At 64.4% G+C, this 26097-nt stretch carries 23 protein-coding genes; 17 read left to right on the top strand and 6 right to left on the bottom strand.

The features are described from left to right. The first annotated feature begins 189 nt into the window (after window positions 1-189). On the top strand, window positions 190-696 hold the full coding sequence (locus tag M3I53_RS28615; protein WP_254319210.1) for an SET domain-containing protein: 507 nt from the start codon (window positions 190-192) through the stop codon (window positions 694-696). A 77-nt stretch (window positions 697-773) separates the two neighbouring features. Here the strand turns inward: M3I53_RS28615 and M3I53_RS28610 are convergent, their stop codons facing one another. Then, window positions 774-2342: a sensor histidine kinase gene (locus M3I53_RS28610; RefSeq protein ID WP_254319209.1), complete on the bottom strand. Its 1569-nt coding sequence runs from the start codon at window positions 2340-2342 to the stop codon at window positions 774-776. 186 nt (window positions 2343-2528) lie between these two features. Further along, window positions 2529-3215: a response regulator transcription factor gene (locus M3I53_RS28605; protein WP_027815974.1), complete on the bottom strand. Its 687-nt coding sequence runs from the start codon at window positions 3213-3215 to the stop codon at window positions 2529-2531. Between the two features lie 106 nt (window positions 3216-3321). Here M3I53_RS28605 and M3I53_RS28600 point away from each other — a divergent pair, with 106 nt between their 5' ends. Beyond that, entirely contained in the window at window positions 3322-3552 is a 231-nt protein-coding gene (locus M3I53_RS28600; protein ID WP_028203283.1) for a DUF3717 domain-containing protein, read from the top strand. Window positions 3553-3655: 103 nt separating this feature from the next. Here M3I53_RS28600 and M3I53_RS28595 read toward each other — a convergent pair whose 3' ends face one another. After that, window positions 3656-3961 (bottom strand): 4a-hydroxytetrahydrobiopterin dehydratase, encoded by a 306-nt coding sequence (locus M3I53_RS28595; protein ID WP_028203284.1) that lies wholly within the window; start codon window positions 3959-3961, stop codon window positions 3656-3658. A gap of 133 nt (window positions 3962-4094) precedes the next feature. Continuing rightward, the gene (gene phhA, locus M3I53_RS28590) at window positions 4095-4988 is read right to left on the bottom strand and encodes a phenylalanine 4-monooxygenase (RefSeq protein WP_254319208.1); all 894 of its coding nucleotides are present in this window, start codon (window positions 4986-4988) and stop codon (window positions 4095-4097) included. A 141-nt stretch (window positions 4989-5129) separates the two neighbouring features. Here phhA and M3I53_RS28585 point away from each other — a divergent pair, with 141 nt between their 5' ends. Beyond that, on the top strand, window positions 5130-5621 hold the full coding sequence (locus M3I53_RS28585) for an Lrp/AsnC family transcriptional regulator (RefSeq protein WP_254319207.1): 492 nt from the start codon (window positions 5130-5132) through the stop codon (window positions 5619-5621). Between the two features lie 58 nt (window positions 5622-5679). On the opposite strand, the gene M3I53_RS28580 is transcribed toward M3I53_RS28585, so the two are convergent. Together M3I53_RS28580 and M3I53_RS28575 are read right to left on the bottom strand one after the other, a co-directional pair. After that, a complete protein-coding gene (locus tag M3I53_RS28580) occupies window positions 5680-6204 on the bottom strand; it encodes a class IV adenylate cyclase (protein ID WP_254319206.1) in 525 nt (174 codons plus the stop codon). 206 nt (window positions 6205-6410) lie between these two features. After that, window positions 6411-7298: a LysR family transcriptional regulator gene (locus tag M3I53_RS28575; RefSeq protein ID WP_254319205.1), complete on the bottom strand. Its 888-nt coding sequence runs from the start codon at window positions 7296-7298 to the stop codon at window positions 6411-6413. Window positions 7299-7409: 111 nt separating this feature from the next. Between M3I53_RS28575 and M3I53_RS28570 the strand changes: the two genes are divergently transcribed. The 14 genes from M3I53_RS28570 to rsmG all read left to right on the top strand — a co-directional run bounded on the left by M3I53_RS28570 (window position 7410) and on the right by rsmG (window position 26003). Further along, the gene (locus M3I53_RS28570) at window positions 7410-8933 is read left to right on the top strand and encodes a CoA-acylating methylmalonate-semialdehyde dehydrogenase (RefSeq protein ID WP_254319204.1); all 1524 of its coding nucleotides are present in this window, start codon (window positions 7410-7412) and stop codon (window positions 8931-8933) included. A 114-nt stretch (window positions 8934-9047) separates the two neighbouring features. Beyond that, window positions 9048-10751: a GMC family oxidoreductase gene (locus M3I53_RS28565; RefSeq protein WP_254319203.1), complete on the top strand. Its 1704-nt coding sequence runs from the start codon at window positions 9048-9050 to the stop codon at window positions 10749-10751. A 370-nt stretch (window positions 10752-11121) separates the two neighbouring features. Continuing rightward, complete coding sequence (locus M3I53_RS28560; RefSeq protein ID WP_028203291.1) at window positions 11122-11901, top strand: ABC transporter ATP-binding protein; 780 nt, start codon at window positions 11122-11124, stop codon at window positions 11899-11901. Further along, on the top strand, window positions 11898-12668 hold the full coding sequence (locus M3I53_RS28555; protein WP_254319202.1) for an ABC transporter ATP-binding protein: 771 nt from the start codon (window positions 11898-11900) through the stop codon (window positions 12666-12668). Before M3I53_RS28560 ends, M3I53_RS28555 begins: the two co-directional genes overlap by 4 nt. A gap of 109 nt (window positions 12669-12777) precedes the next feature. Next, a complete protein-coding gene (locus M3I53_RS28550; protein WP_254319201.1) occupies window positions 12778-13995 on the top strand; it encodes an ABC transporter substrate-binding protein in 1218 nt (405 codons plus the stop codon). A 117-nt stretch (window positions 13996-14112) separates the two neighbouring features. Beyond that, window positions 14113-14997, top strand: a complete 885-nt coding sequence (locus M3I53_RS28545; RefSeq protein WP_254319200.1) for a branched-chain amino acid ABC transporter permease — start codon at window positions 14113-14115, stop codon at window positions 14995-14997. After that, window positions 14997-15968 (top strand): branched-chain amino acid ABC transporter permease, encoded by a 972-nt coding sequence (locus M3I53_RS28540; protein ID WP_254319219.1) that lies wholly within the window; start codon window positions 14997-14999, stop codon window positions 15966-15968. Before M3I53_RS28545 ends, M3I53_RS28540 begins: the two co-directional genes overlap by 1 nt. A gap of 689 nt (window positions 15969-16657) precedes the next feature. After that, the gene (locus M3I53_RS28535; protein ID WP_254319199.1) at window positions 16658-17824 is read left to right on the top strand and encodes an ABC transporter substrate-binding protein; all 1167 of its coding nucleotides are present in this window, start codon (window positions 16658-16660) and stop codon (window positions 17822-17824) included. A gap of 317 nt (window positions 17825-18141) precedes the next feature. Next, the gene (locus tag M3I53_RS28530; protein ID WP_254319198.1) at window positions 18142-19311 is read left to right on the top strand and encodes an ABC transporter substrate-binding protein; all 1170 of its coding nucleotides are present in this window, start codon (window positions 18142-18144) and stop codon (window positions 19309-19311) included. A 243-nt stretch (window positions 19312-19554) separates the two neighbouring features. Next, window positions 19555-20610 carry a branched-chain amino acid ABC transporter permease gene (locus M3I53_RS28525; protein WP_254319197.1) on the top strand — a complete coding sequence of 352 codons (1056 nt, stop codon included), beginning with the start codon at window positions 19555-19557 and terminating at the stop codon, window positions 20608-20610. Between the two features lie 4 nt (window positions 20611-20614). Then, window positions 20615-22402, top strand: coding sequence for an ATP-binding cassette domain-containing protein (locus M3I53_RS28520; protein WP_254319196.1), 1788 nt, complete (start codon window positions 20615-20617; stop codon window positions 22400-22402). Continuing rightward, a complete protein-coding gene (locus M3I53_RS28515; protein WP_254319195.1) occupies window positions 22399-23148 on the top strand; it encodes an ABC transporter ATP-binding protein in 750 nt (249 codons plus the stop codon). Before M3I53_RS28520 ends, M3I53_RS28515 begins: the two co-directional genes overlap by 4 nt. Window positions 23149-23340: 192 nt before the next feature. Then, window positions 23341-25308: a tRNA uridine-5-carboxymethylaminomethyl(34) synthesis enzyme MnmG gene (mnmG, locus tag M3I53_RS28510; RefSeq protein ID WP_254319194.1), complete on the top strand. Its 1968-nt coding sequence runs from the start codon at window positions 23341-23343 to the stop codon at window positions 25306-25308. Beyond that, complete coding sequence (gene rsmG, locus M3I53_RS28505; protein ID WP_254319193.1) at window positions 25305-26003, top strand: 16S rRNA (guanine(527)-N(7))-methyltransferase RsmG; 699 nt, start codon at window positions 25305-25307, stop codon at window positions 26001-26003. Before mnmG ends, rsmG begins: the two co-directional genes overlap by 4 nt. The last annotated feature ends 94 nt before the right edge of the window (window positions 26004-26097 follow it).

Here is a 26097-nt window from a genome sequence, read left to right as displayed (position 1 = left end):
CGCGGCGCCCAATCGGCGCCGCGTTTGCGTACGGAGCGCGACGAGCCGACGCGAGGTTTGATGCAAGGCCAGGCAGACCGCCAGGCACGGCTTCATGAGAGAGCCGCGGGCGGCGCGCGCGAGGACATGTTCCAGGCCGCCTGTCATGACCGGGACAGTCTCCCCCAGTACTTCACAAGGATTCATTCAATGAGTGAACGCAGGATCGTCGTGCGCCAGTCGGGCGTGCACGGCAAGGGCGTGTTTGCGGCGGTCCCCATTGCGACCGGCGAACGACTGATCGAATACAAGGGCGAGCGCATCTCCTGGAAGGAAGCGCTGCGGCGTCACCCGCATAATCCTGACGAACCGAATCACACGTTCTATTTCGCGCTGGACGACGGCGACGTGATCGACGGCAAGGTGAAGGGCAACAGCGCGCGCTGGATCAATCATTCGTGCGCGCCGAACTGCGAAGCCGAGGAAATCGAAGGACACGTCTATATTCACGCGCTGCGCGATATCGCCGAGGGCGAGGAGCTCTTTTACGACTACGGCCTCGTGATCGACGCCAAGCAGACGAAGAAGCTCAAGCGCGAATACGAATGCCGTTGCGGCGCTCGCAAGTGCCGCGGCACGATGCTCGCGCCGCCCGACGACGACAAGTCAGCGAAGGGCGCGAAAGCGTCGAAGGGCAAGAGCAAAAAGAAGAAGTAAGCGGTGCAACGCGCGTCGCGCCGTATAACACAAGGGCCGCATGAGCGGCCCTTGTCGTTTTGCTGGCACTTGCAGCGTCAGAGATCGATGCTCGCCTGGTGGGTCGGTTTTTTCTCCTGCCCGGGGCCCCCGGCCTCGACCGTTCGCAGATGTGCGCCCTCGAAGGCGGTAGCCTCCTTGTTGTCCTTGCGGTCTTTGGCGTCCTTGCCGCCAGGCACGCCGCGATGCGCGAGCGGCACCCGCACGATGAAACGCGCGCCGCCTTCGGGCGCATCTTCGTAATGCACGCTGCCCCGGTGCAGCGTCATGATGTCGTGGACGATCGCGAGGCCCAGGCCCGCGCCGCTATCGACACCGCTTTCGCTCTGACCGTCGCCGCGGAAAAAGCGCTTGAAGAGATCCGCCTGCTGCGAAGCGGGCACGCCGCCGCCGTTGTCTTCCACGACGATCTCGGCCATCGGCACGCCTTCCGTAGAGGACTGCGAAACGGTGACGGTGATGCGCGCGCCTTCGAGACGCACGGGCGGCAAATACTTGAGCGCGTTGTCGAGCAGATTCGCGATGACCTCGTGCAGCAGCACGGGGTTGCCGCGCACCATCAACGGCGTGTCGTTTTCGGGATCGTCGAGGCGCTGGAAGCCGAGGTCGACGTGGCTCGCCAGCGCACGCGGCACCCACTCGGCGCCTGTTTCGAAGGCGAGCGCGGCCATGTCGATATCGACGAAGCGCGCGGCCTGTTCACCCGGCTCGGCACGCGCGAGCGAGAGCAGCTGATTGGACAGACGCACCGCGCGATCGGCGGCCGCACGTAGCTCGCGCACCGCGTCGCTGACCTTCTGCGGCTCTCGCGCGTTCACGGCCTGCTCGGCGTGCAGCTTCACCGCGGTGAGCGGCGTACGCAACTGGTGGGCGGCGTCGGCGATGAACTTGCGCTGCGCGTCGAGCGCCATCTTCAGGCGTCCGAGCAGCGCGTTCAGCGCGCCCGTGAGCGGACGGATCTCGACGGGCACGTAGGTCTCGTCCACGGGTTCGAGGGACGTGTGCGTCTGCCGGTTAAGCGAATCGGCGAGCGCGGTGAGCGGGTTGAGCTGCTGGTTGACCACGCGCCACACGATGACCCAGCCGGCGAGCAGCAGGAGCAGCAACGGCATCATGATCGCGACGAGAAATTCGGCGGCGATGCGAAAGCGATGATGCACCGGCTGACCGACTTCCACGACGATCGGATTGCCATGCGCCTGCGGCACGCGCACCTGGGCGACGCGCACGGTCACGCCCCGATAGCTCGTTTCGAACACATACGCGTAGTGCATGCGGCGCACGTTGGTGCCCTGCAGCGGCAGGTCGTGGTCGCCCGCAATTTCCGTTTCGCCGTTGCTGATGCGATAGACGAGGTGCTCGACGGGGTCGGAAAACATCGCCTGCGCGAGCGGCGGGACGGTGTTGGGGGCATCGTCGCCGGCGATCTGGATCTGGCGGGAAATGGCCGTGGCGAGGTCGGCGAGCGAGCGGTCGACCACGTGCTGCGTGTACTGCCAGGCGAGCCAATAGGCGATCAGGCCGCTCATCAGCGCGAGCAGCGAAAGCGGGGCGGCGAGGCGCCGTAGCAGCGTGCGCCGCAGGCTCGTTGCGGCCGGTGAGGACATGATTGGCTTCGGGGCGAATGATGAATCGTGGGTGCGGCGGGGTGCGCGGCACGGGACTGATCCATTGTACGCGGGCCGTGGGCATGGCGGCTGATGCGCCAGTACGGCGCCAAAAGCCGGCGCCATCAAGCGCAAACGGCGGCGGATTGCTCCGCCGCCGCTGGCTGGCCCGGAAAACGAGGCGTATCAGGCCGCCTGGCGGATTTCCTGCAGCAGATAGCCGAAGCCGCGCACCGTGACGATTTCGACGCGGCAGTTCTCGAGCTTTTTGCGCACGCGGTGCACGTAGACTTCGATCGCGGTGTCGCCGAGGTCGCCGCCGAAGTGCGTGAGGTGGTCCTGCAGTTGGGCCTTGCTCACGACGCGGCCGTGACGCAGCAGCAGCATTTCGAGCACGGCGAATTCGCGCGGCGAGAGTTCGAGCGGCTTGTCGTCGTTGAAGATGCGGCGATCGACGCCCGACAGGCGCACGCCGCCGAGCGACACTTCAGGGCGCGGCACGTCGCCATGCGGGCCGCTGCGGCGCATCACGGCGCGAATGCGCGCTTCGAGCTCCGCCGGTTCGAACGGCTTGAGCATGTAGTCGTCGGCGCCCGAATTCAGGCCCTGGACGCGGTCGTTCAGTTCGTCGCGCGCGGTGAGCACGATCACAGGCGTATGCCGGTTGCTTTGGCGAAAACGCGAAAGCAGCGTCATGCCGTCGATGCCCGGCAGCCCCAGATCGAGGATCACGAGCTCATGGCGATTCTGCGTGAGGGCCTGTTCGGCGAAGATGCCGTCGTGGACCATGTCGACGGTAAAGCCGGCTTGTTCGAGGCTGGACTGGATACCGCGTGCGATAGGGCGGTCGTCTTCGATCAGAAGGAGTCGCATGGGATTCGCTCAAGTACAATGGGTTTTAGCGTTCAGGCACGCAGTTCGCAAAGCGTCGCTTGCTGGCCACGAGGCACAGCCCGACGGTTGCGCGATCACGATCCACATGTCCGATATTTCGATCACCGAACTCGAAGCCGCGATCAACTTCTGGCGCAACCGCTCGCCTTCGATTGGCGATGAACTCGCGTTGTGCCAGGAGGCGAGTGCGCTCTCCAAGCCTTATGCGCTGCTGATTGTACAGCGTCAGAACGCCATATCACCGGAACGTTTAGACCCGATTGCCCGCGCTGCCTGGGAGTCTTACGTATCCATCAAGAATAGCCTTCAAAGCTGAAGGTTTAAAGGCCCGGCACCCTGCATTATGCTTTCACGACGCGCTGTGCGCTCGTTGTGTGCGCTCGCCATGCGCACAGCGTACCCATGCCCGGTACCGCTGCTTATGCGCTGAGCGGCCCCGGCGCGATCGAATCGATGAAGCGCGCGAGTTCGATGTCACGCGAGGTGAGGCCGTCGGCTTCGTGGGTGGAAAGCGTGATCTCCACGCGGTTGTACACGTTGAACCACTCGGGGTGATGGTTCATTTCCTGCGCCTTGATGGCGACGCGCGTCATGAAGCCGAAGGCTTCGTTGAAGTCCGCGAAGCGGAAATGGCGCTGGATCGCATCGCGGCCGGCGACGGCCTGCCAGCCGCGCAGGTCGGCGAGTTGCGATGCGCGCTCTTCGGATGTGAGTCGGTTGATCATCGTTGCACCTATATTGAGCTTGAGGCCGGGCGTGCGCCGTGAGCCGATCAGCCATTTTTTCACGTCTGAGGCACGCGTGCGAGCGCTCGCATCAAGTAACGCGCGGGCTGCGGCGTTGAGCCCCGCGTGTCGTTCAGACGTCGCCGTCGTCGAGCCAGCCCTCACGCGTGCCGCGCGTGATGATCGTGTCGCCGTGCAGCACGTCGCCGGCCGCATGAGGCTGCGCCGCGATGAGCGCCGCCGGCTCAGCCAGATGCGAAGCAATGCCCGCGCCCAGCGCTTCGAAAAGCTGCGCGAACGAGTCGATCACGAAGTAGGTCTTCTGGAACGTGTCGATGCGATAGCGCGTGCGCAGCACGCGCTCGAGGTCGAACGCAAGCCGGTTGGGCGCCGCGCTCTCCACGCTGTATAGCGTCTCGCCCTTGCTCGAGACGATGCCCGCGCCGTAGATCTTCACGCCGTTCGGGACGCTCGCATCGCGCATCAAGCCGAACTCCACCGTGTACCAGTAGAGCCGCGCGAGCAACGGCAGCGCGCGTTCCTCGACGGCGAGCGCGGCGCGGCCATAGGCGTGAATCGCATCGGCGAAAGTGCGGTCGGTGAGCAGCGGCACATGGCCGAACAGGTCGTGAAAACAGTCGGGTTCCTCCAGATAGTCGAGCTGATCGGGACGGCGCATCCACCAGGTGACCGGAAAGCGCCGGTTCGCCAGGTGCTCGAAGAAAATGCGCTCGGGCACGAGGCCCGGCACGGCCACGATGCGCCAACCGGTTGCGGCCATCAAGCGCTCGCTTACCTGCGAAAAGGACGGAACGTGGGCGACATTCAGGCCGAGGCGCAACGCACCTTCCATGAAGGCATCACAGGCGCGGCCTTCGAGCAGGGCGCGCTGGCGCCGGTAGAGTTGGTCCCAGACGGCGTGATCGGCCGCGCCGTAGCGCTCCAGCGGCTGGGCAATCGTGAAATCGGGACGGGTGGTGAGACCCGCGTCGAACTGCTCCTGCAGTTTCGCGGTGGCGGCGGCCATGTTCGTAACGCTCCACTAAAAAGGCTTGCTGTCATGCAAGTCTAGAGCGGACGGCGCGCGGTATGTGCGCGTAGTTCATGGGTTACAGCTTGATTATGCAATAATCGAGCGCAATACAGTCACTAAATGCGGATTTCATTCATGCTTGAACTCGACCATTTCGATCTTGCGCTGCTCGACGTGCTGCAGCGCTTTGGCCGCGCCACGCATCAGCAGCTTGGCGAGCAGGTGCCGCTCTCGCCATCGCAGATCGGCAGGCGGCTGCAGCGCCTCGAGGCGTCAGGGGTGATCGACGGCTATCGCGTGGTGCTGCGGCCCGAAAGGCTCGGGCTGGGCGTGACCGCGTTCACGAGCCTTAAGCTCAAGCATCATGGGGATTCGATCATCGAGCAGTTCCAGCAGCAGATCGACGTGCTACCCGAAGTGCTCGAATGCCATGCCGTGGTGGGAGACGCCGATTATTTGCTGCGCATCGTCGCGCCCGATCTGAACGCGCTCTCGACCTTCGTCATGAAGAAGCTCATGCGCGTGCCCGGCGTGGACAGCGTGCGCTCGAACATCGTGCTCACTACGTTCAAGCGCAACGGGCCGCTGCCGCTCGGGCACCTGGAGCCGGGCGCGCCGGCGGCGTGAGTGGCATGGGCGGGATGGCGTCGCGGGCCGCAAGGGCCCGCCTGGCCAATTACAGATGTCAGGCCCCGCTGGCCGTATTGAGCAGGTCCACGTAAGCCACCGCGACGAGATCGCTCTCGTCCACGCCGAGCTTCGCGAACACCGCATGCGCTTCGGCTTCGCCTCCTTGTTCGTCGTCCTCGGGGCCGAGCACCACTTCCAGCTCCACGAAGTCGCCCAGACCGTCCACGCGGTCCAGGTGGATACGAGTGCGGCCCGCCAGATACACGTGGCGCTCCTTCGAGACGATGCCGCGCGTAGTGAGCGCCGTGGCGAGCAGCGAGTGCATGGCCTCGGCATTGGTGACGGGGCTGCGCGTGTAGTACGAGGCCTTCGGGCCGTCGCGGTCGTCGCGCTGATAGAAGATCAGCTCGGGCGGCGTGCCGTCGTCGAACTGGCGCAGCTTCAGGCGGCCGCGCGGTACGTCGTAGAAGAAGTCCTGCTGGCGAAAGATCAGCGGCGCTTCGGTGCCGAGCTGGGAAGCGCGATCGCGCAGGGCGTCGAATTGACGGGCGCGGGCTTTGATTTCGATGTTGCGGGCCATGCAAGGCTCCTGTCGAACGAAGGGAACAAAGGGGGACGATGGGAGAGGCTGGAGACGCGCCGCGCAGGATGAGCACAGCCATGGGCGTGCCGAAAACGCGGAGCGAATTCCCAATCTATCAAATCTTGTGTGACAGCGCTGTTACGCGACGAGGCTTGGGCTTTCGTCAGACATGAACGGCGCACGCGCGTCTTCATGAGCGCGGCTCATATCGCCCACTGCGTTTCAATCGACTTGAGCGCCGCCGCGATGGTGGGCTCGTCGCGCCGCGCGGCCAGCGTGATGAAGGTGAGTTCCGTGGGCACTGTCACGCCTTCGACGATGGTGAGCCCGTGCGCGTGCGCTTCGGCGAGGGCGGTGGAATCGCGCGCGAGCGTGAGTCCCACGCCTGACTTCACGAGATCGAGCATCGACGGCTCCTGGTCCACCTCGGCCACCTTCACGGGTTTGGCATGGGCCGCCTCGAACAGCGTGGTGAGCAGGCGGTTGTGCGCGGAGGCGGGCGGTGTCCAGATCCACGGCAGCGCGGCGAGCGCGCGCCAGTCGCGCGCATCCTTGACGCGGTCCTTCCAGCCCGCGGGCGCGAGCACACGGTACTGGAAGCGCGTGAGCGTGATGACGTGGAAGGTCTCGGAATCGGGCGCGGGCTGGCCGATGTAATAGCCCACGTCAAGCTCGCGCGAGCGCACCTGGTCGAGCACCCAGCCAGACATGCCGTGGCGCAGCGCCGTTTCGATCTGCGGCCAGGTTTCGACGAGCTGGCGCAAAAAGCCGCCGAGGCGCAGGAACGCCGGATCGAGAATGGTGCCGATGCGCAAGCGCCCGCGCACCTCGTGCCGCAACGCGGCAGCGGCGCGCTGCACGTCGCCGGCTGCGGCGAGCGCGCGTTCGGCATGCGGCAGCAGCGCCTGGCCGTCGCGCGTGAGCGCGAGGCCGTGCGAGGTGCGCGTGAAGAGCGCGACGCCCAGGCCCTCCTGCAAATGCTTGATCTGCAGGCTCACGGCCGGCTGCGTGAGATGCAGATGGGTGGCCGCGCGCGTGAGGTTGCCCTCGCGCGCGACCGTGACAAACGCTCGGAGCAAGGTCAGGTCCATATCCTGATATTAAACCGCCTTATATCGCTGTTGAGCATTAATCATTGGATCGTGCCGAGGCCAGGCGATTACGCTAGTTGGATCGAGGCTTCACGACAGAAGAGGCACATCATGGGCGAGACACACCAGAACGAAGCCGGCGTACGCATGTTGACCCACTTCGTCAACGGCAAGCCGCTGGCCGGAACGAGCGAGCGCCATGGCGACGTTTTCAATCCGGCGTTCGGCAAACCGAGCGCGCGCGTGCCGCTCGCAACCGTGGCGGAGGTCGACGCCGCCGTCGCCGCTGCGCAGGCCGCGTTTCCCGCGTGGGCGGAGATGGCGCCGATCAAGCGCGCGCGCATTCTCTTCAAGTTCAAGGATCTGCTCGATCAGCATCACGACGAACTCGCCGAACGCATTACGCGCGAACACGGCAAGGTGTTCTCCGACGCGAAGGGCGAGGTGATGCGCGGCATCGAGGTGGTCGAGTTCGCGTGCGGCATTCCCAATCTGCTGAAGACCGATTTCACCGACCAGATCGGCGGCGGCATCGACAACTGGAATTTGCGCCAGCCGCTGGGTGTCGTGGCGGGCATTACGCCGTTCAACTTCCCGATGATGGTGCCGTGCTGGATGTTCCCGATCGCGATCGCGTGCGGCAACACGTTCGTGCTGAAGCCTTCGGAGCGCGATCCTTCCGCTTCCGTGCGGCTTGCCGAACTGCTCAAGGAAGCGGGCCTGCCCGACGGCGTGTTCAACGTCGTTCACGGCGACAAGGTGGCCGTGGACGCGCTGCTCGCGCATCCCGATGTCACCGCGCTGTCGTTCGTCGGCTCGACGCCGATCGCCGAGTACATCTACACGGAAGGCACGAAGCACGGCAAGCGCGTGCAGGCGCTGGGCGGCGCGAAGAATCACCTCGTCGTGATGCCCGACGCGGACCTCGACCAGGCCGTCGATGCACTGATCGGCGCGGCCTACGGCTCGGCCGGCGAGCGCTGCATGGCGATTTCGGTGGCGGTGGCCGTGGGCCATATCGCCGACGAACTCGTCGAGCGTCTCACGCCGCGCGTGAAGGCGCTGCAGATCGGCAGCGGCATGGACGGCGCCTCGGAAATGGGGCCGCTCGTCACGGGCGTGCATCGCGCGAAAGTGCAGGGCTATATCGAGGCCGGCGTGGCGGCGGGCGCGAAGCTCGTCGTGGACGGGCGCGGCCACAAGGTGGACGGTCACGAGGAGGGCTTCTTCCTCGGCGGCACGCTGTTCGACGACGTGAAGACCGACATGACGATCTACCGGGAAGAGATCTTCGGTCCGGTGCTGTCGGTCGTGCGCGTGCCCGATTTCGCGAGCGCCGTCGAGTTGATCAACGCGCACGAATTCGCCAACGGCGTGTCGTGTTACACCTCGGACGGCGGCGTCGCGCGCGCCTTCTCGCGCCAGATCAAGGTGGGCATGGTGGGCATCAACGTCCCGATTCCGGTGCCGATGGCATGGCACTCGTTCGGCGGCTGGAAGCGCTCGCTGTTCGGCGATCACCATGCGTACGGCGAGGAAGGCGTGCGCTTCTATACACGCTACAAGAGCATCATGCAACGCTGGCCCGACAGCATCGCCAAGGGCGCGGAGTTCACCATGCCGGTGGCGAAGTAGGCGGCCGGGAGCCGGGCGGTTCGAAAGGAATCCGAAGCGTTCGATGCCGTCTGGCGCAGTAATCGCAGTCCAAAAATACAACATAAAGAGAGCAGTCATCGCTGGAGACACATCATGCCTGCACCGAGCGAAGCTCAGGCCGCGCGCCGCCTCGAAGGCGAATTCGACTACGTGATCGTTGGCGCGGGCACCGCGGGCTGCGTGCTCGCTAATCGCCTGACCGAAGACGCCGACGTTTCCGTGCTGCTCATCGAGGCGGGCGGCGCGGACGACTATCACTGGATCCACATTCCCGTGGGCTACCTGTACTGCATCGGCAATCCGCGCACAGACTGGCTCTACAAGACCGCCGCCGAAAAAGGCCTCAACGGCCGCTCGCTCTCGTACCCGCGCGGGCGCGTGCTGGGCGGTTCGTCGTCGATCAACGGCATGATCTACATGCGCGGCCAGCGCGAAGACTACGACAACTGGGCGCGCGAGACTGGCGATTCCGGCTGGTCGTGGGACAGCGTGCTGCCCGTGTTCCGCCGCAGCGAGGACCATCACGGCGGCGCGAGCGAGTTTCACGGCGCGGGTGGCCAATGGCGCGTGGAGAAGCAGCGGCTGCGCTGGCAGATTCTCGAATCGTTCGCGCACGCCGCGCAGGAGCAGGGCATTGCCGCCACCGACGACTTCAATCGCGGCGACAACAGCGGCGTGGGCTATTTCGAGGTGAACCAGAAGCGCGGCGTGCGCTGGAATGCGTCGAAGGCGTTCCTGCGTGCGGCGATGAAGCGGCCCAATCTCACGGTCGTCACCGGCGCGCTCACGCAGCGCGTGATCTTCGAAGGCAAGCGCTGCGTGGGCGTGGAGTATCGCGGCGACGTCGATTACGTCGCGCGGGCGCGTTGCGAAGTCATCCTGAGCGCCGGCGCGGTGAATTCGCCGCAACTGCTCGAGCTTTCCGGCATCGGCGACGCTGCGCGGCTCGCGCAACTCGGCATTGGCGTCGTGCAGGATCTGCGCGGCGTGGGCGAGAACCTCCAGGACCATCTGCAACTGCGCATGGCGTTTCGCGTGAACGGCGTGCATACGCTCAACACGGCCTCCGCGCACTGGTGGGGCAAGCTCATGATCGGCATGCAGTACGCGTTGTTGCAGAGCGGCCCCATGTCGATGGCGCCCTCGCAGCTGGGCGCGTTCGCGAAATCGGACCCGGATGACCCCGCGCTCACTCGGCCCGACCTCCAGTACCACGTGCAGCCGCTTTCGCTCGACCGCTTCGGCGAGCCGCTGCATCGCTTCAACGCGTTCACGGCCTCGGTGTGCAACCTGCGGCCCACGTCGCGCGGCAGTATCCACGCCGTTTCGGCTGACCCCTCGCAGGCGCCCGCGATCGCACCCAATTATCTTTCGACCGATCACGACCTGCGCGTTGCGGCCAACTCGATACGGCTCACGCGGCGCATCGCGGCGTCTGGCGCGCTCGCGCGTTACCAGCCGCACGAGATCCTGCCGGGGCTCGCGTTCCAGACTGAGGAGGAACTGCGCGAGGCGGCGGGCAACGTCGGCACGACGATCTTTCATCCGGTCGGCACGTGCCGCATGGGCCGCGCGGACGACCCCGACGCGGTGGTCGACGCGCGCCTGCGTGTGCGCGGCGTGGAGGGCCTGCGTGTGGTGGATGCCTCGGTCATGCCGACCATTACCTCGGGAAACACGAATTCGCCGACGCTGATGATCGCGGAGCGCGCCGCCGGGATGCTGCGCGCGGACCGCCGCGAGGGTGCGCGTGCGCAAACGGAGGCCGCCGCCGGTGCAACGCTGACGACCGCCTGAGCGCATGGAGCGACGCGCAAGATAGCGTCGAGTCGACGACTATTTGGGACGCGAGGGGAAGCGCTTCCGCTCGCGGGTTTCCGTACGCCCTGAGACAAGGATTTGCCGCGATCACGCGACGAACGTGCGGCTATCTTTCATCGTACTGTCGTCAATTGTGGGGTGTGATGTTCGCTGTCCTTGTGACGCTCCCTTAAGTGCAAATCCCAATGATTGCGCTGCATCATTTGGCGAGACAATGACGCAAAAGTCGGCAGGCGCGCGTTGCGCGCATCGGGAGGCGCGCCGCCACGTCCGCGCCGGACCTCACCGTGCACCACGAGTCACGGACGGTCTGCAGTGTTACGCCTTACCACGCTCGGAAGGGGACATGATTCTCGGCGACACGATTCTGGAGACGCGCGACCTCACGAAACAGTTCAAGGGCTTCACGGCCGTGAACGGCGTGAACCTGCGCGTGTGCCGCGGCTCGATCCACGCACTGATCGGGCCGAACGGGGCAGGCAAGACCACCTGCTTCAACCTCCTCACCAAATTCCTCGTGCCCAGCGCGGGGCGCATCGTCTTCAACGGCATCGACATCACGCATGAGCGGCCCGCGCAGATCGCGCGGCGCGGCATCATCCGCTCGTTCCAGATTTCGGCCGTGTTTCCGCACCTCACGGCGCTCCAGAACGTGCGCGTGGGGCTGCAGCGCTCGCTCGGCACCGCCTACCACTTCTGGAAGAGCGAACGCACGCTCGCGGAGCTCAACGACCGCGCGATGGATCTGCTCACGCAGGTGGGCCTCACCGATTTCGCCGACGTGCCCACGGTCGAGCTGGCCTATGGCCGCAAGCGCGCGCTGGAAATCGCCACGACGCTCGCGATGGAGCCCGAGCTGATGCTGCTCGACGAACCGACCCAGGGCATGGGCCACGAAGACGTGGACCGCGTGACGGCGCTCATCAAGAAAGTATCGAGCGGGCGCACGATCCTCATGGTCGAGCACAACATGAACGTGATTGCCGGCATCTCCGACACGATCACGGTGCTCCAGCGCGGCGAGGTGCTCGCCGAAGGCAGCTACGCCGAAGTCTCGAAGAATCCGCTCGTCGCCGAGGCCTATATGGGCAGTGCCGACGCGGCGCTGACGGGGGCGCACGCATGAACACGGTCACCGAACGCGAAACGGCTGCGGCCGCCGGCGCAGCCGAGAGCGCGAAGGCGCTGGAGATTACGAGGCTGCAGGCGTGGTATGGCGAGTCGCACATTCTGCACGGCGTCGATCTTTCCGTCGGGCGCGGCGAGGTCGTGACGCTGCTCGGGCGCAACGGCGCGGGGCGCACGACGACGCTGCGCGCCATCATGGGGCTCACCGGGCGTCGCACGGGCTCGATCCGGATTGGCGGGCGCGAGACGATCCAGATGCCCACCTATCGCATCGCGCACTGCGGCGTGGGATATTGCCCCGAGGAGCGAGGCATTTTCGCGAGCCTCTCCTGCGAAGAGAATCTGCTCCTGCCGCCGCATGTCGGTGCGAAAGGGGCAAAAGTGGCGGAGGGCATGTCGCTCGACGAGATCTACGCGATGTTTCCCAATCTCGCCGAACGGCGCAACAGCCAGGGCACGCGGCTTTCCGGCGGCGAGCAGCAGATGCTGGCCGTGGCGCGCATCCTGCGCACGGGCGCGAACCTGCTGCTGCTCGACGAGATATCCGAAGGTCTCGCGCCGGTCATCGTGCAAACGCTCGCGCGCATGATCCTCACGCTTAAGTCGCGCGGCTACACGATCGTGATGGTCGAGCAGAACTTCCGTTTTGCGGCGCCGCTCGCGGACCGCTTTTACGTGATGGAGCACGGGCGCATCGTCGAGCACTTCGGTACCGCCGAGCTCGAGGGAAAGATGCCGGTGCTGCACGACCTGCTGGGCGTTTAATTTTCTGTTCTGATTTGCTGCGCGACGCAACGGTGCCGCGCGAATCGCTTTGCCCCCAGCGTTCATGGAATGTTCCTGAATAACTACGCAACCAAGGAAGGAGACTGCAATGAAGAAAACCACGTTCGCGCGGCTCGCGGGCCTTTTTGCCGCCTCGGCAGCTGCGATGGCGTTCAGCGCGGGGAGCGCGCAGGCCGCCGACGACGCGGTGAAGATCGGCTTCATCACGGACATGTCCGGCCTCTACGCTGACGACGACGGTCAGGGCGGCCTCACGGCGATCAAGATGGCGGTCGCGGACTTCGGCGGCAAGGTGCTCGGCAAGCCGATCCAGATCGAGTACGCCGATCACCAGAACAAGGCCGATATCGCCGCTTCGAAGGCGCGCGAATGGTTCGACCGTGACGGGCTCACCATGCTGCTCGGCGGCACGAACTCGGCGACGGCGCTGGCGATGAACCAGGTCGCGCAAGAGAAGAAGAAGGTGTACTTCAACACGGGCGCGGGCACGGACGCACTGACGAACGAGCAGTGCACGCCGTACACGGTCCACTACGGCTATGACACGGTCGCGCTCGCCAAGGGCACGGGCCTCGCTGTGCTCAAGCAGGGCGGCAAGAGCTGGTTCTTCCTGACCGCCGACTACGCGTTCGGCAAGTCGCTCGAGAAGAACACCGCGGACGTCGTGAAGGCGAACGGCGGCCAGGTGCTCGGCGAAGTGCGCCATCCGCTCTCGGCGTCGGACTTCTCGTCGTTCCTGCTGCAGGCGCAAGCCTCGAAGGCGCAGATCCTCGGCCTCGCGAACGCGGGCGGCGACACGGTCAACGCGATCAAGGCCGCGAAGGAATTCGGCATCAACAAGACCATGAAGACCGCTGCGCTGCTGATGTTCCTGCCCGACGTGCACAGCCTCGGACTCGACACCACGCAGGGCCTCGTGCTCACGACCGGCTGGTACTGGGACCAGAACGACGACACGCGCAAGTGGGCGCAGCGCTACTTCGACCAGACGAAGAAGATGCCGTCCGAACTTCAGGCGGCTGACTATTCGGCGGTGACGACGTATCTGAAGGCGGTGCAAGCGGCCGGCACGACGGATTCCGACAAGGTCATGGAGCAGCTCAAGAAGACCAAGGTCAACGACTTCTATACCAAGGGCGGCTACATCCGCCAGGACGGCGTGCTGATCCACGACATGTATCTCGTCGAGGTGAAGAAGCCGTCCGAGTCGAAGAAGCCGTGGGACTACTACAAGGTGGTGCAGACGATCCCGGGCGAGCAGGCCTATACGACGAAGCAGGAGAGCAAGTGCGCGCTGTGGAAGTGAGCGCGCGCGCGTAAATGCTGCAGTCGGATGCCGCGCCCGGCGCCCCGAAGCGGGTGCGCCGGGCGCGGCATGATTGCGTAATCCGTTAATGCGTTAATGCGTCAATGGGCGGCTTTCATGACGATTTTTGGCATTCCGCTTCCGGCAATGCTGAGCCAGTTGCTGCTCGGGCTCGTGAACGGCTCGTTCTACGCGATCCTGAGCCTCGGTCTCGCGGTGATTTTCGGCATGCTCAACGTGATCAACTTCGCCCACGGCGCGTTGTTCATGCTGGGCGCGATGCTTACGTGGATGGGGCTCGCGTACTTCGACCTGCCTTACTGGGTGATGCTCGTCGTCGCTCCGCTCGTGGTCGGCCTGTTCGGCGTCGTGATCGAGCGCTCCATGCTGCGCTGGCTTTATAAGCTCGATCATCTGTACGGACTCCTGCTCACTTTCGGTCTCACGCTCGTGGTGGAGGGCGTGTTCCGCTCGATCTACGGCTCGTCGGGGCAGCCCTATGATGTGCCTGACCTGCTCGCCGGCGCGACGAATCTAGGCTTTATGTATTTGCCCAACTATCGCGCCTGGGTGGTGGTGGCTTCGCTTGCCGTGTGCTTCGCGACCTGGTTCGTAATCGAAAAGACACGCCTTGGCGCGTATCTGCGCGCGGGCACGGAGAACCCCAAGCTCGTCGAGGCGTTCGGCATCAACGTGCCGCTCATGATCACGCTGACCTACGGCTTCGGCGTCGCACTCGCGGCGTTTGCGGGCGTACTCGCCGCGCCCGTGATCCAGGTCTCTCCGCTCATGGGCCAACCGATGATCATCACCGTCTTCGCCGTGGTCGTGATCGGCGGCATGGGCTCGATCATGGGCTCGATCCTCACCGGCCTCATGCTCGGCGTGATCGAAGGCTTCACGCGGGTGTTCTGGCCCGAGGCCTCCGCGACCGTGGTGTTCGTAATCATGGCGATCGTGCTGCTGATTCGCCCCGCGGGTCTCTTCGGCAAGGAACGATGATGCAAAGAAAAGCGCTCTATGGTTTGTTGCTGATCGGGCTGATCGTCGCGCCGTTCGCCGGCGCCTATCCGCTCTTCGTGATGAAGGTGTTGTGCTTCGCCCTGTTCGCCGCGGCGTTCAACCTGCTGATCGGCTACACGGGCCTGCTTTCGTTCGGCCATGCGATGTTTCTCGCGAGCGCGGGCTATACGGCAGGCTACGCGATCCAGTCGCTCAATTTCACGCCCGAGGTGGGCGTCCTCGCGGGCACGGCGGTCGCCACGGTCCTCGGGCTCGTGGTTGGCATCTTCGCGATTCGCCGGCAGGGCATCTACTTTTCGATGGTCACGCTCGCGCTCGCGCAGATGGTCTATTTCGTGTTCCTGCAGGCGCCGTTCACGCACGGCGAAGACGGTCTGCAGGGCGTGCCGCGCGGCAAGCTGTTCGGCGTGCTTTCGCTCGGTTCCGATCTCTCGCTCTACTACGTCGTGCTAGTCGTAATGGTGCTCGCGTTCGGTCTGATCGTGCGCATCGTGCATTCGCCGTTCGGGCAGGTACTCGTGGCGATCAAGGAGAACGAGCCGCGCGCCGTCTCGCTCGGCTACGACACCGACCGCTTCAAGCTGCTCGCGTTCGTGTTGTCGGCGGGGCTCGCGGGTCTAGCCGGCGCGCTGAAGGTGCTCGTGCTCGGCTTCGAAACGCTCGGCGACGCGTACTGGACCATGTCGGGTCTCGTGATCCTCATGACGCTTGTGGGCGGCATGGGCACGCTGTTCGGGCCGCTGCTCGGCGCAACCCTCATCGTCGCGCTGGAGGACCGGCTGGGCGATATCGGCACGGCGCTCGCAAGAGGGACGGGCGTCGAGTGGTTCCGCTCACTCGGTGAGTCCACAACGATCGTCACGGGCATCATTTTCATTGCCTGCGTGCTGGCATTCCGGCGCGGCATTGTCGGCGAGATCGTGGCGCGCGTGCGGCCCCTGCGCGCGTGACGGCCGGGCGTGCCGGACTACTCCGGACTGCGATAGAATGATCGGCCGCCCGCCCGAGGTGGCATAGCCCGCGCAAAGATGTCGCGCTGCGGCATCCCGCAGAGGGCCGCCGTGCGACAAATCTGTGGCGACGCGCCCCAATTCGGTGCCGCACTGCACCACTAGGGTAAATGCTAGTTGCTGCAGAGGGGGGTGAAGTTTAAAGTTGCACTTAGTTCTGATGCACCGAATTTGCAGGTGGAGAACGAGGAGACAACTGAGGCACCAAGTGCCCGGACAAGGAAGCGCTGTTGGACGAGAGTCCAACAGCGCTTTTTATATTTCTACGCGCCTGTTTTCGACGGCGGGCCGATCATCTTTTTCGGCTGCGTGGCATGCGACTTACGCACCTTCGCAAGCGCCGATTATTCCTTTCCCAAATTACGCAAATCGGGCCGCGGGCCGGACCTCGCCCGCAGCACAAGCGTTTGCGCATTACGCAAAGCGAGCGCGCAATCCTGCTCACTGTAAGCAGATGGAAAGCGCTTGCCATCTGAATACGCAGACCGCTACACTCGCCAATCACCGACCGTGCGGTCAGCATTTTTGCGTTGATTTCCCGCAGCCGCTTATCGATTTGCGTATGAGGTAATCGGCCGCGGTGCGCCACAAATCCGTAGCAATAAAGAAAACGAATAGAAGGAGTGGAGATGCAGTTGGTTTTGCGTTGGATGGGGGCGGCCTGCGTCGCGACCGGGGTGCTCGCCGCGACGGCAGGCGGGGCGCATGCAGATGTGAAGATCGGTGTGACGCTGTCGGCGACGGGGCCGGCTGCCTCGCTCGGGATTCCGGAAAAGAACACGGTTGCGCTGCTGCCGAAGGAAATCGCGGGCCAGAAAGTCGATTACATCGTGCTCGACGACGCCACGGATTCCACCCAGGCGGTGAAGAACGCACGCAAGCTCACGAGCGAAGATCACGTCGACGCCTTGATCGGCTCGACGGTCGTGCCCAACTCGCTCGCCATGATCGACGTGGCTGCGGAAACGTCCACGCCGATGATCTCAATGGCCGCAGCGGCCTCGATCGTCGAGCCGATGGATGCCAAACGCTCGTGGGTCTTCAAGACGCCGCAGAACGACGCGCTGATGGCCGGCGCCATCGCGCAGCACATGGCCGCGCACGGCGTGAAGACGGTGGCCTTCATCGGCTTCGCAGACGCCTATGGCGAGAGCTGGTACAAGGAATTCAGCGCGGCCGCTGCCAAACAGAACATCAAGGTCGTGGCGAACGAACGCTTCGCGCGTAACGATGCCTCGGTCACGGGCCAGGTGCTCAAGATGATCTCGCAGCACCCCGACGCAGTCCTCATCGCGGGTGCGGGCACGCCGGCCGCGCTACCGCAGAGAACGCTCAAGGAGCGCGGCTACGCCGGCAAGTACTACCAGACGCACGGCGTGGCCAACAACGACTTCCTGCGCGTGTGCGGCAAGGACTGCGACGGCACCTGGCTGCCCGCCGGGCCCCTGCTCGTCGCCGATCAATTGCCGGATTCGAATCCCGTGAAGCAGTCGGCGCTTGCGTATAAGGCAGCGTATGAAAAGGCCTATGGCGCAGGCTCGATCTCGACTTTCGGCGGTCACGCCTGGGACGCGGGCCTCTTGCTCCAGCACGCGATTGCGCTCGCGCTCAAAGCGGGTCAGCCGGGCTCGAAGGCCTTTCGCGAAGCGCTGCGCGCCGCGCTCGAAAACTCGCATGACGTGGCCGGCGCGCACGGCATCTTCAACATGAGCGCGACCGACCACGCGGGTCTCGACCAGCGTGCCCGCGTGATGGTGGAGATCGTCGGCGGCAAGTGGAAACTCGCCGGCGATTGAGCGCCGGTTGAACGAAGCATGAAACACCAAAAAGGCACGCTCGATTGAGGTGCCTTTTTTGTTGCCGTGGCAACAGATTCGCAGCGCATTTCGCAGCAGCAGGGAAGGCAGTAAGGGCAAGGCAGCAGGCAGTCGATAAAAGCGGAAAGCGCACCTTGGCGCGCGGCGGCTTGTGCGCCGCCGCAGGCAGGGAAAACCATGCATTACACGCGCGATCCCGATTACTACACTCAAAGGCCGGCGTCGATTTACGAACATCCTAGTAATCGGCGCAGGATCAATCGACAACACGTAGAGCAAGCGTTTGGAGACGCGCAATGAAAACGAAGAAGTGGGTATTGAGCTCGATCAGTGCCGGACTCGCAGCGGCGCTGATGGGCGCGGCGGGCATCGCCGCTGCGCAGGTGAAGATTGGCGTGACGCTCTCGGCAACGGGGCCGGCCGCGTCGCTCGGCATTCCGGAGAAGAACACCATCGCGCTGCTGCCCAAGGAAATCGCGGGCAAGAGCGTGCAGTACATCGTGCTCGACGACGCCTCGGACACGAGCAAGGCCGTGCAGAACACGCACAAGCTGATCGACGAAGACCACGTGGACGCTATCATCGGCTCGTCGGTCACGCCGAACTCGCTCGCCATGCTCGACGTCGTCGCGCAGGGCAAGACGCCGATGATTTCGCTCGCCGCATCCGCCGCGATCGTCGAGCCGATCGACGCGAAGCGTCAGTGGGCCTTCAAGACGCCGCAGAACGACAGCCTGATGGCCGACGCGCTCGCGAGCTACATGGAGAAGCAGGGCGTGAAGACGGTGGGCTTCATCGGCTTCACCGACGCCTACGGCGACAGCTGGCTCAAGGAGTTCACCAGCGCGGCCGGAAAGCACAATCTCAAGATCGTGGCGAACGAGCGCTATAACCGCACCGACTCGTCGGTGACGGGCCAGGCGCTCAAGCTGATGTCGGCGAACCCCGACGCGATCCTGATCGCCGGCTCGGGCACGCCCGCGGCGCTGCCCGCGACCACGCTCAAGGATCGCGGCTACAAGGGCAGGATCTATCAGACGCACGGCGTGGCGAATAACGACTTCCTGCGCGTCTGCGGCAAGGATTGCGAAGGCGAACTGCTGCCCGCGGGCCCGATCCTCGTGGCCGACCAGTTGCCCGATTCGAACCCTGTGAAGAAGTCGGCGCTGGCCTACAAGACGGCCTATGAGAAGGCCTATGGCGTTGGCACGGTGGCGACCTTCGGCGGTCATGCATGGGACGCCGGCCAGTTGCTCCAGCGCGCGATTCCGGTCGCCTTGAAGGCGGGCCAGCCGGGCACCGAGGCGTTCCGCGTGGCGCTGCGCGCCGCGCTCGAAAACTCGCAGGACGTGGCGGGCGCGCACGGCATCTTCAACATGAGCGCGACGGATCATGCGGGCCTCGACCAGCGCGCACGTGTGATCGTCGAGATCGTCAACAACAAGTGGAAGCTGCAGAGCGAATAAGGTGCGGCGCACGGGAAAGCGCCGCGCGTTTTCCCGTGAAACACGCGCGCGCGTCACGGCGTCATTCTGGCCACTGACAATCGAGCACAAGCAAGGACAAGCATGACCGGTGCGCGGATTTACCTCTGCGCACCGGCTTTTCATACGCGAAGTCCGAACCGCGACTCGCACGGTTCACCAGCATTTCCGTTTTTCGACGTCGCTGTTTTTCCAGGTTCCAGAAGGTTTCAGGAAGAGGGGAGTATGGATTTATCGATCGCCGCGATCCTCGCGCAGGACGGCATCACCACCGGTGCGATCTATGCGCTGCTTGCGCTCGCCCTGGTGCTGGTGTTCTCGGTCACGCGGGTGATCTTCATTCCGCAGGGCGAATTCGTTTCGTATGGCGCGCTCACGCTCGCCGCGCTGCAATCGCAGAAGTTTCCGGCCACCTGCTGGCTGCTCGTCGCGCTCGGCGCGGCGTGCTTCCTGGTCGAGACCGCCGCACTCGTGCGTCACGCCGAACGGCGGCGCCACGCGGCGCGCACGCTCGTGACGCTTGCCGGCAAGTATCTGCTCTTTCCCATCGCGCTTTATGCGGTGACGCGCGGGGTAGCGAGCCAGCAGCTGCCGATGCTCGTCCAGATTGCGCTCACACTCGCGATCGTGGTGCCGATGGGGCCGTTCATCTATCGCCTCGCGTATGAGCCGATCGCCGAAGCGACCACGCTGCTGCTGCTGATCGTCGCGGTGGCCGTGCACTTTGCGATGGTGGGCCTCGGGCTAGTGATGTTCGGCGCGGAAGGCTCGCGCACGAATGCGTTCTCCGACGCCACGTTCAACATCGGCAGCCTGTCGATCTCGGGCCAAAGCCTCTGGGTGATCGGCACGGCCGCCGTGTTGATCGTCGCCCTGTATCTCTATTTCGATCGCACGATCTCGGGCAAGGCGCTGCGCGCGACCTCGGTGAACCGGCTCGGCGCGCGGCTCGTCGGCATCGGCACCACGCAGGCCGGGCGGCTCGCGTTCACGCTCGCCGCGGGCCTCGGTGCGCTGTGCGGCATTCTCGTCTCGCCGCTCACCACCATCTACTACGACTCAGGCTTCCTGATCGGCCTCAAGGGCTTCGTCGGCGCCATTATCGGCGGTCTGGTGAGCTATCCGCTGGCTGCGGCGGGTTCCGTGCTCGTGGGCCTGCTGGAGTCGTACTCGTCGTTCTGGGCGAGCTCTTACAAGGAAGTGATCGTGTTTACGCTGATCATCCCGGTGCTGCTGTGGCGCTCGCTCTCGACGCCGCACGCCGAAGAGGAAGAGGAGTGATGCGATGAAACGATTCGTCATGCACAACCGCTTCTTCTGGCTGTTCCTCGTGGTGATGTTCGCGTTGCCGGTGCTGCCTCATCCGGTGCATGTGCCCGAGTACTGGATCACGCTGCTCAACTACATCGGCCTGTATTCGATCGTCGCGATCGGGCTCGTGCTGCTCACCGGCATCGGCGGGATGACGAGCTTCGGGCAGGCGGCGTTCGTCGGGCTCGGGGCTTACGCGACTGCCTATCTGACGACGCAGTACGGCGTTTCGCCGTGGCTCGCGCTCATCGTCGGCGTGGTGATCACGGCGCTCGTAGCGCTCGTTCTGGGGCTCGTCACGATGCGTCTGTCGGGCCACTTCCTGCCGCTCGGCACGATCGCCTGGGGCCTCGCGCTGTTCTTCCTGTTCGGCAACCTCGACATGCTAGGCAAGTACGACGGCATCAACGGCATTCCCGTGCTGAACGTGCTGGGCATCGACCTCGAATCGGGCCGCCATATCTACTACCTGATCTGGGTCGTGGTGCTTGCGTCCGTGCTATCTGTTCAAAATCTGCTTAATAGCCGCATGGGGCGCGCGATTCGCGCGCTGCGCGGCGGCGGCATGATGGCCGAGGCCATGGGCGTGAACACCGGCTGGATGCGCGTGGTGATCTTCGTCTATGCGGCCGTGCTCGCAGCCGTTTCGGGCTTCCTGTACGCGCACTTGCAGCGCGCGGTGAACCCGACGCCGTTCGGTCTGAATCACGGCATCGAATATCTCTTCATGGCCGTGGTGGGCGGCGTGGCGCACGTCTGGGGCGCAGTGCTGGGCGCGGCGATTCTCACCGTGCTGCAGGACTGGCTGCAAACCCTGCTGCCGAAGCTGCTGGGCGAGAACGGCAACTTCGAGATCATCGTGTTCGGCATATTGATGGTGCTGCTGCTGCAATACGCGCGGCGAGGCGTCTGGCCGTTCGTGGCGCGCTTCTTCCCGCGCGGCCCGCAGGCGCATGTGCCCGAGCACGCCGAAGCCTTGCCGCAGCGCAGCAAGCCGGCGACCGGCGAAATGCTGCTGACGGTGAACAAGGCGCGCAAGCAGTTCGGCGGTCTCGTGGCGGTGAACGACGTCAGCTTCGACGTGAAGGCGGGGCAGATCATCGGCCTGATCGGTCCCAACGGTGCGGGCAAGTCGACGACCTTCAACCTCGTGACCGGTGTGCTTCAGCCGACCAGCGGCGAGATCACGTTCCGCGGCGAGCGCATCGACCGCCTCACTTCACGTGAAATCGTCGCGCGCGGTATTGGCCGCACGTTCCAGCACGTCAAGCTGCTGCCGACGATGACGGTGCTCGAGAACGTCGCCATCGGCGCGCACCTGCGTGGTCGCGCGGGCGTGTTGCGCAGTGTGGCCAAGCTCAATGCCACGGAAGAAGGGCGGCTCATGAGCGAGGCGGCGAAGCAGATTCGACGCGTGGGTCTCGAGCAGCATATGTATGACGAAGCGGGCAGCCTCGCGCTCGGTCAGCAGCGCATCCTCGAGATTGCCCGCGCGCTCTGCTGTGATCCGACCTTGCTGCTGCTCGACGAGCCTGCGGCGGGCCTGCGCTACCGGGAAAAGCAACAGTTGGCGGCATTGCTTCGCAAACTGAGAGAAGAGGGGATGAGCGTGCTGCTGGTCGAACACGACATGGATTTCGTGATGAATCTCACCGACCGCCTCGTGGTGATGGAGTTCGGCACGCGCATCGCAGAAGGTTTGCCGCAAGAGGTGCAAAAGGATCCAGCCGTTCTGGAAGCGTATCTGGGCGGGGTGGAATGATGACGACTCCCGTACTGGAAGTTTCCGGACTCGCCGTTCGCTACGGCAAGATCGAGGCGCTGCACAAAGCGGCGATCAAGGTAGGCGCGGGGCAGATCGTCTCCGTGATCGGCCCGAACGGCGCGGGCAAGTCCACGCTGCTCAACGCCATCATGGGCGCGCTGCCCGTGACGGGGCATGCGAGCGGCCGCATCGCTTATATGGGCGAAGAGATCGGCGCTCTGCCGATCGAGCGGCGCGTGGCGCGTGGCATGTGTCTCGTGCCGGAGAAGCGCGAACTGTTTGCCTCGATGACGGTGGAGGACAACCTCGTGCTCGGCGCGTACCGCCGCAAGCGCGCCGGTGAACGTAATTTTCTCGATCAGCTCGAGCCGGTTTTCACGCTGTTTCCGCGCTTGAAGGAGCGCCGGGCGCAGGCCGCTGGCACGCTTTCGGGCGGCGAGCGCCAGATGCTCGCAGTCGGCCGCGCCTTGATGGGCAAGCCCGATCTGTTGATGCTCGACGAGCCGAGCCTCGGTCTTGCGCCGCTGATCGTGAAGGAAATCTTCCACATCATCAGTGCGCTGAGGCAAACCGGCGTTGCCACGCTGCTGATCGAGCAGAATGCACGCGCTGCATTGCAGATTTCCGACTACGGCTATGTGCTGGAAACGGGCGACCTGGCGCTTGAAGGGCCGGCGGGGCAGTTGGCGCAGAACCCGCGCGTGATTGAAACGTATCTCGGGTTGGCGAAGAAGCCGGTCTGACTTCGCCTATCGCTGTAGAAATGTGCGGCGTGTTTCACGTGAAACACGCCGCTTTTTTTGGTCAACGCGGGCCAATCTCGGGAACAAATTCGGGTGTGAACGGCCGAAAAGCCGAAACCGTTATAATTCGCGCATACCACTTTTTCTGAGAAGGCTCACGCGGTCGTTTCCGTCCAAGCGTGAGGTCCCGCCATGCTTTATCCCACAGAATTTGACGTAATCGTCGTCGGCGGCGGTCACGCCGGAACCGAGGCTGCGCTTGCAGCCGCCCGCATGGGCGTCAAGACGCTCCTGCTTACGCACAACATCGAAACGCTGGGCCAGATGAGCTGCAATCCGTCGATTGGCGGCATCGGCAAGGGCCATCTGGTCAAGGAAGTCGATGCGCTCGGGGGCGCCATGGCCGCGGCAACGGACGAGGGCGGGATCCAGTTCCGCATCCTCAATTCGTCCAAGGGCCCGGCAGTTCGGGCGACGCGCGCGCAGGCCGACCGCATTCTGTATAAGGCGGCGATCCGCCGACGCCTCGAGAATCAGCCGAATCTCTGGCTCTTCCAGCAGGCCGTGGAAGATCTGATGGTCGAAGGCGATCGCGTCGTAGGCGCCGTAACGCAGTTGGGCATCCGCTTCCGCAGCCGTGCAGTCGTGCTGACGGCGGGGACTTTCCTCGACGGCAAGATCCACGTGGGCCTGAACAACTACACGGGCGGCCGCGCCGGCGATCCCGCTGCCGTGACGCTCTCGTCGCGCCTGAAGGAGCTGAAGCTGCCGCAGGGCCGCCTCAAGACGGGCACGCCGCCGCGTATCGACGGCCGCACGATCGACTTCTCGGTGCTCGAAGAGCAGCCGGGCGACCTCGATCCGGTGCCGGTGTTCTCGTTTCTTGGCCGCGCGGAGCAGCATCCGCGTCAGATTCCGTGCTGGGTCACGCACACGAACGAGCGCACCCACGACATCATCCGCGGCGGTCTCGACCGCTCGCCGATGTACACGGGCGTGATCGAAGGGGTGGGGCCGCGCTATTGCCCGTCCATCGAGGACAAGATTCATCGCTTCGCCTCGAAGGAATCACACCAGATCTTCCTCGAACCGGAAGGCCTGACCACGAACGAGTTCTACCCGAATGGCATCTCCACGAGCCTGCCGTTCGATGTGCAGCTCGAACTCGTGCACTCGATGCGTGGCCTCGAACATGCGCACATCCTCCGTCCGGGTTACGCAATCGAATACGATTACTTCGACCCGCGCGGGCTCAAGGCTTCGCTCGAAACCAAAGTGATCAATGGGCTGTTTTTTGCGGGCCAAATCAACGGTACGACGGGCTATGAAGAGGCGGCAGCACAAGGCTTGCTCGCCGGTATGAACGCAGGCCTGCAGGTGCAGGGGAAGGACGCCTGGTGCCCGCGCCGCGATCAGGCGTACCTCGGGGTGCTAGTCGATGATCTGGTGACACGCGGCGTTTCCGAGCCGTATCGCATGTTCACAAGCCGAGCCGAATACCGCTTGAGCCTGCGTGAAGACAACGCGGATATGCGTCTGACGGAGGTCGGCCGCGAGCTGGGCGTGGTTGACGACGTCCGTTGGGACGCATTCTCCCGTAAGCGCGATGCTGTTTCACGTGAAACGGAGCGTCTGAAGTCCACCTGGGTGAACCCCAAGACGCTTTCGGCTGAAGAAGCGACGGCACTGCTTGGCAAGTCGATCGACCGCGAATACAACCTCGCGGACTTGCTGCGTCGCCCGGGCGTGAGCTATGACGGCGTATGCGGTCTGCGCGAAGGCGCTTGCGCGCCGAAAACCCCGCTCGCCGACGATGAAGTTCTGCTCGCCCAGATCAAGGAGCAGATCGAAATCGGCATCAAATATCAGGGTTATATCGATCGCCAGGCCGACGAGATCGAGCGCAATGGCGCGCAGGAAAATGCCCGTCTGCCGGAAGGCATCGATTACGCGGAAGTGCGCGGCCTGTCGTTTGAAGCGCGCCAGAAGCTGAATCAGTTCCGCCCTGAGACGATCGGCCAGGCGTCGCGCATTTCGGGCATTACCCCCGCCGCGATCTCGTTGCTGATGGTTCATCTCAAGCGTGGCCTTGGCCGCCGTCGCCAGAATCCGGGCGCCACAGACGAAAGCGGCACCGACTCGACGCCGGTGGCGCAATGACGGGGCGCCCGAGGCAACCCGGCATTGCGGACCGCGACGCGCTGGCTCGTCTGCTGAAAGAGGGCGCAGGGGCGCTTGGCGTCGAACTCACCGAACGGCAGTACGAGCAGTTGCTCGACTACGTTGCGCTGCTCGCCAAGTGGAACGCCGTGTACAACCTCACGGCGATTCGCGATCCGCGCCAGATGCTGATCCAGCACATTCTCGATTCACTTTCGATCGTGCCGCATCTGCCGGCGCGCGCCGACGCAACCGTGCTCGATGTAGGCTCCGGCGGCGGACTGCCTGGCATCGTGCTCGCGATCGTGCGCCCGCACTGGCAAGTCACGCTCAACGATATCGTGCAGAAGAAGTCGGCGTTCCAGTCGCAGGCGAAGGCCGAACTCGGACTCGCGAACCTCTCGGTGGTGACCGGCCGGGTCGAATCGCTGCGTCCTGGCATGGAAGTACCGAAAAAATTCGATTTGATCGTGTCTCGGGCATTCGCGGATCTCGCCGATTTCGTTACACTGGCCCGTCACCTCGTTGCCGAGGGCGGCGCGATCTGGGCCATGAAGGGTGTGCACCCCGAAGGTGAGATCGAGCGCTTGCCGACCGGCACCAAGGCACTCAATACGATCCGCCTGAGCGTGCCGATGCTCGACGCGGAGCGCCACCTGATCGAAGTGTCGGTTGAGCCGGTCGCCGCGGCCTGAGTCGGTCGAGCGATGGCCAACGGGCCGAATGGTGCGTGAGGCGGTTGCGTCATAACGTAAGCAAACTACTTAAGGCAGTAAAAGGGACACACAA

The organism is Paraburkholderia sp. CNPSo 3272, from assembly GCF_024206495.1.
Classification (GTDB): Bacteria; Pseudomonadota; Gammaproteobacteria; order Burkholderiales; family Burkholderiaceae; genus Paraburkholderia.
Note: the sequence above shows the minus strand (reverse complement) of the source record. Positions and strands in the feature narration are given on the sequence as shown.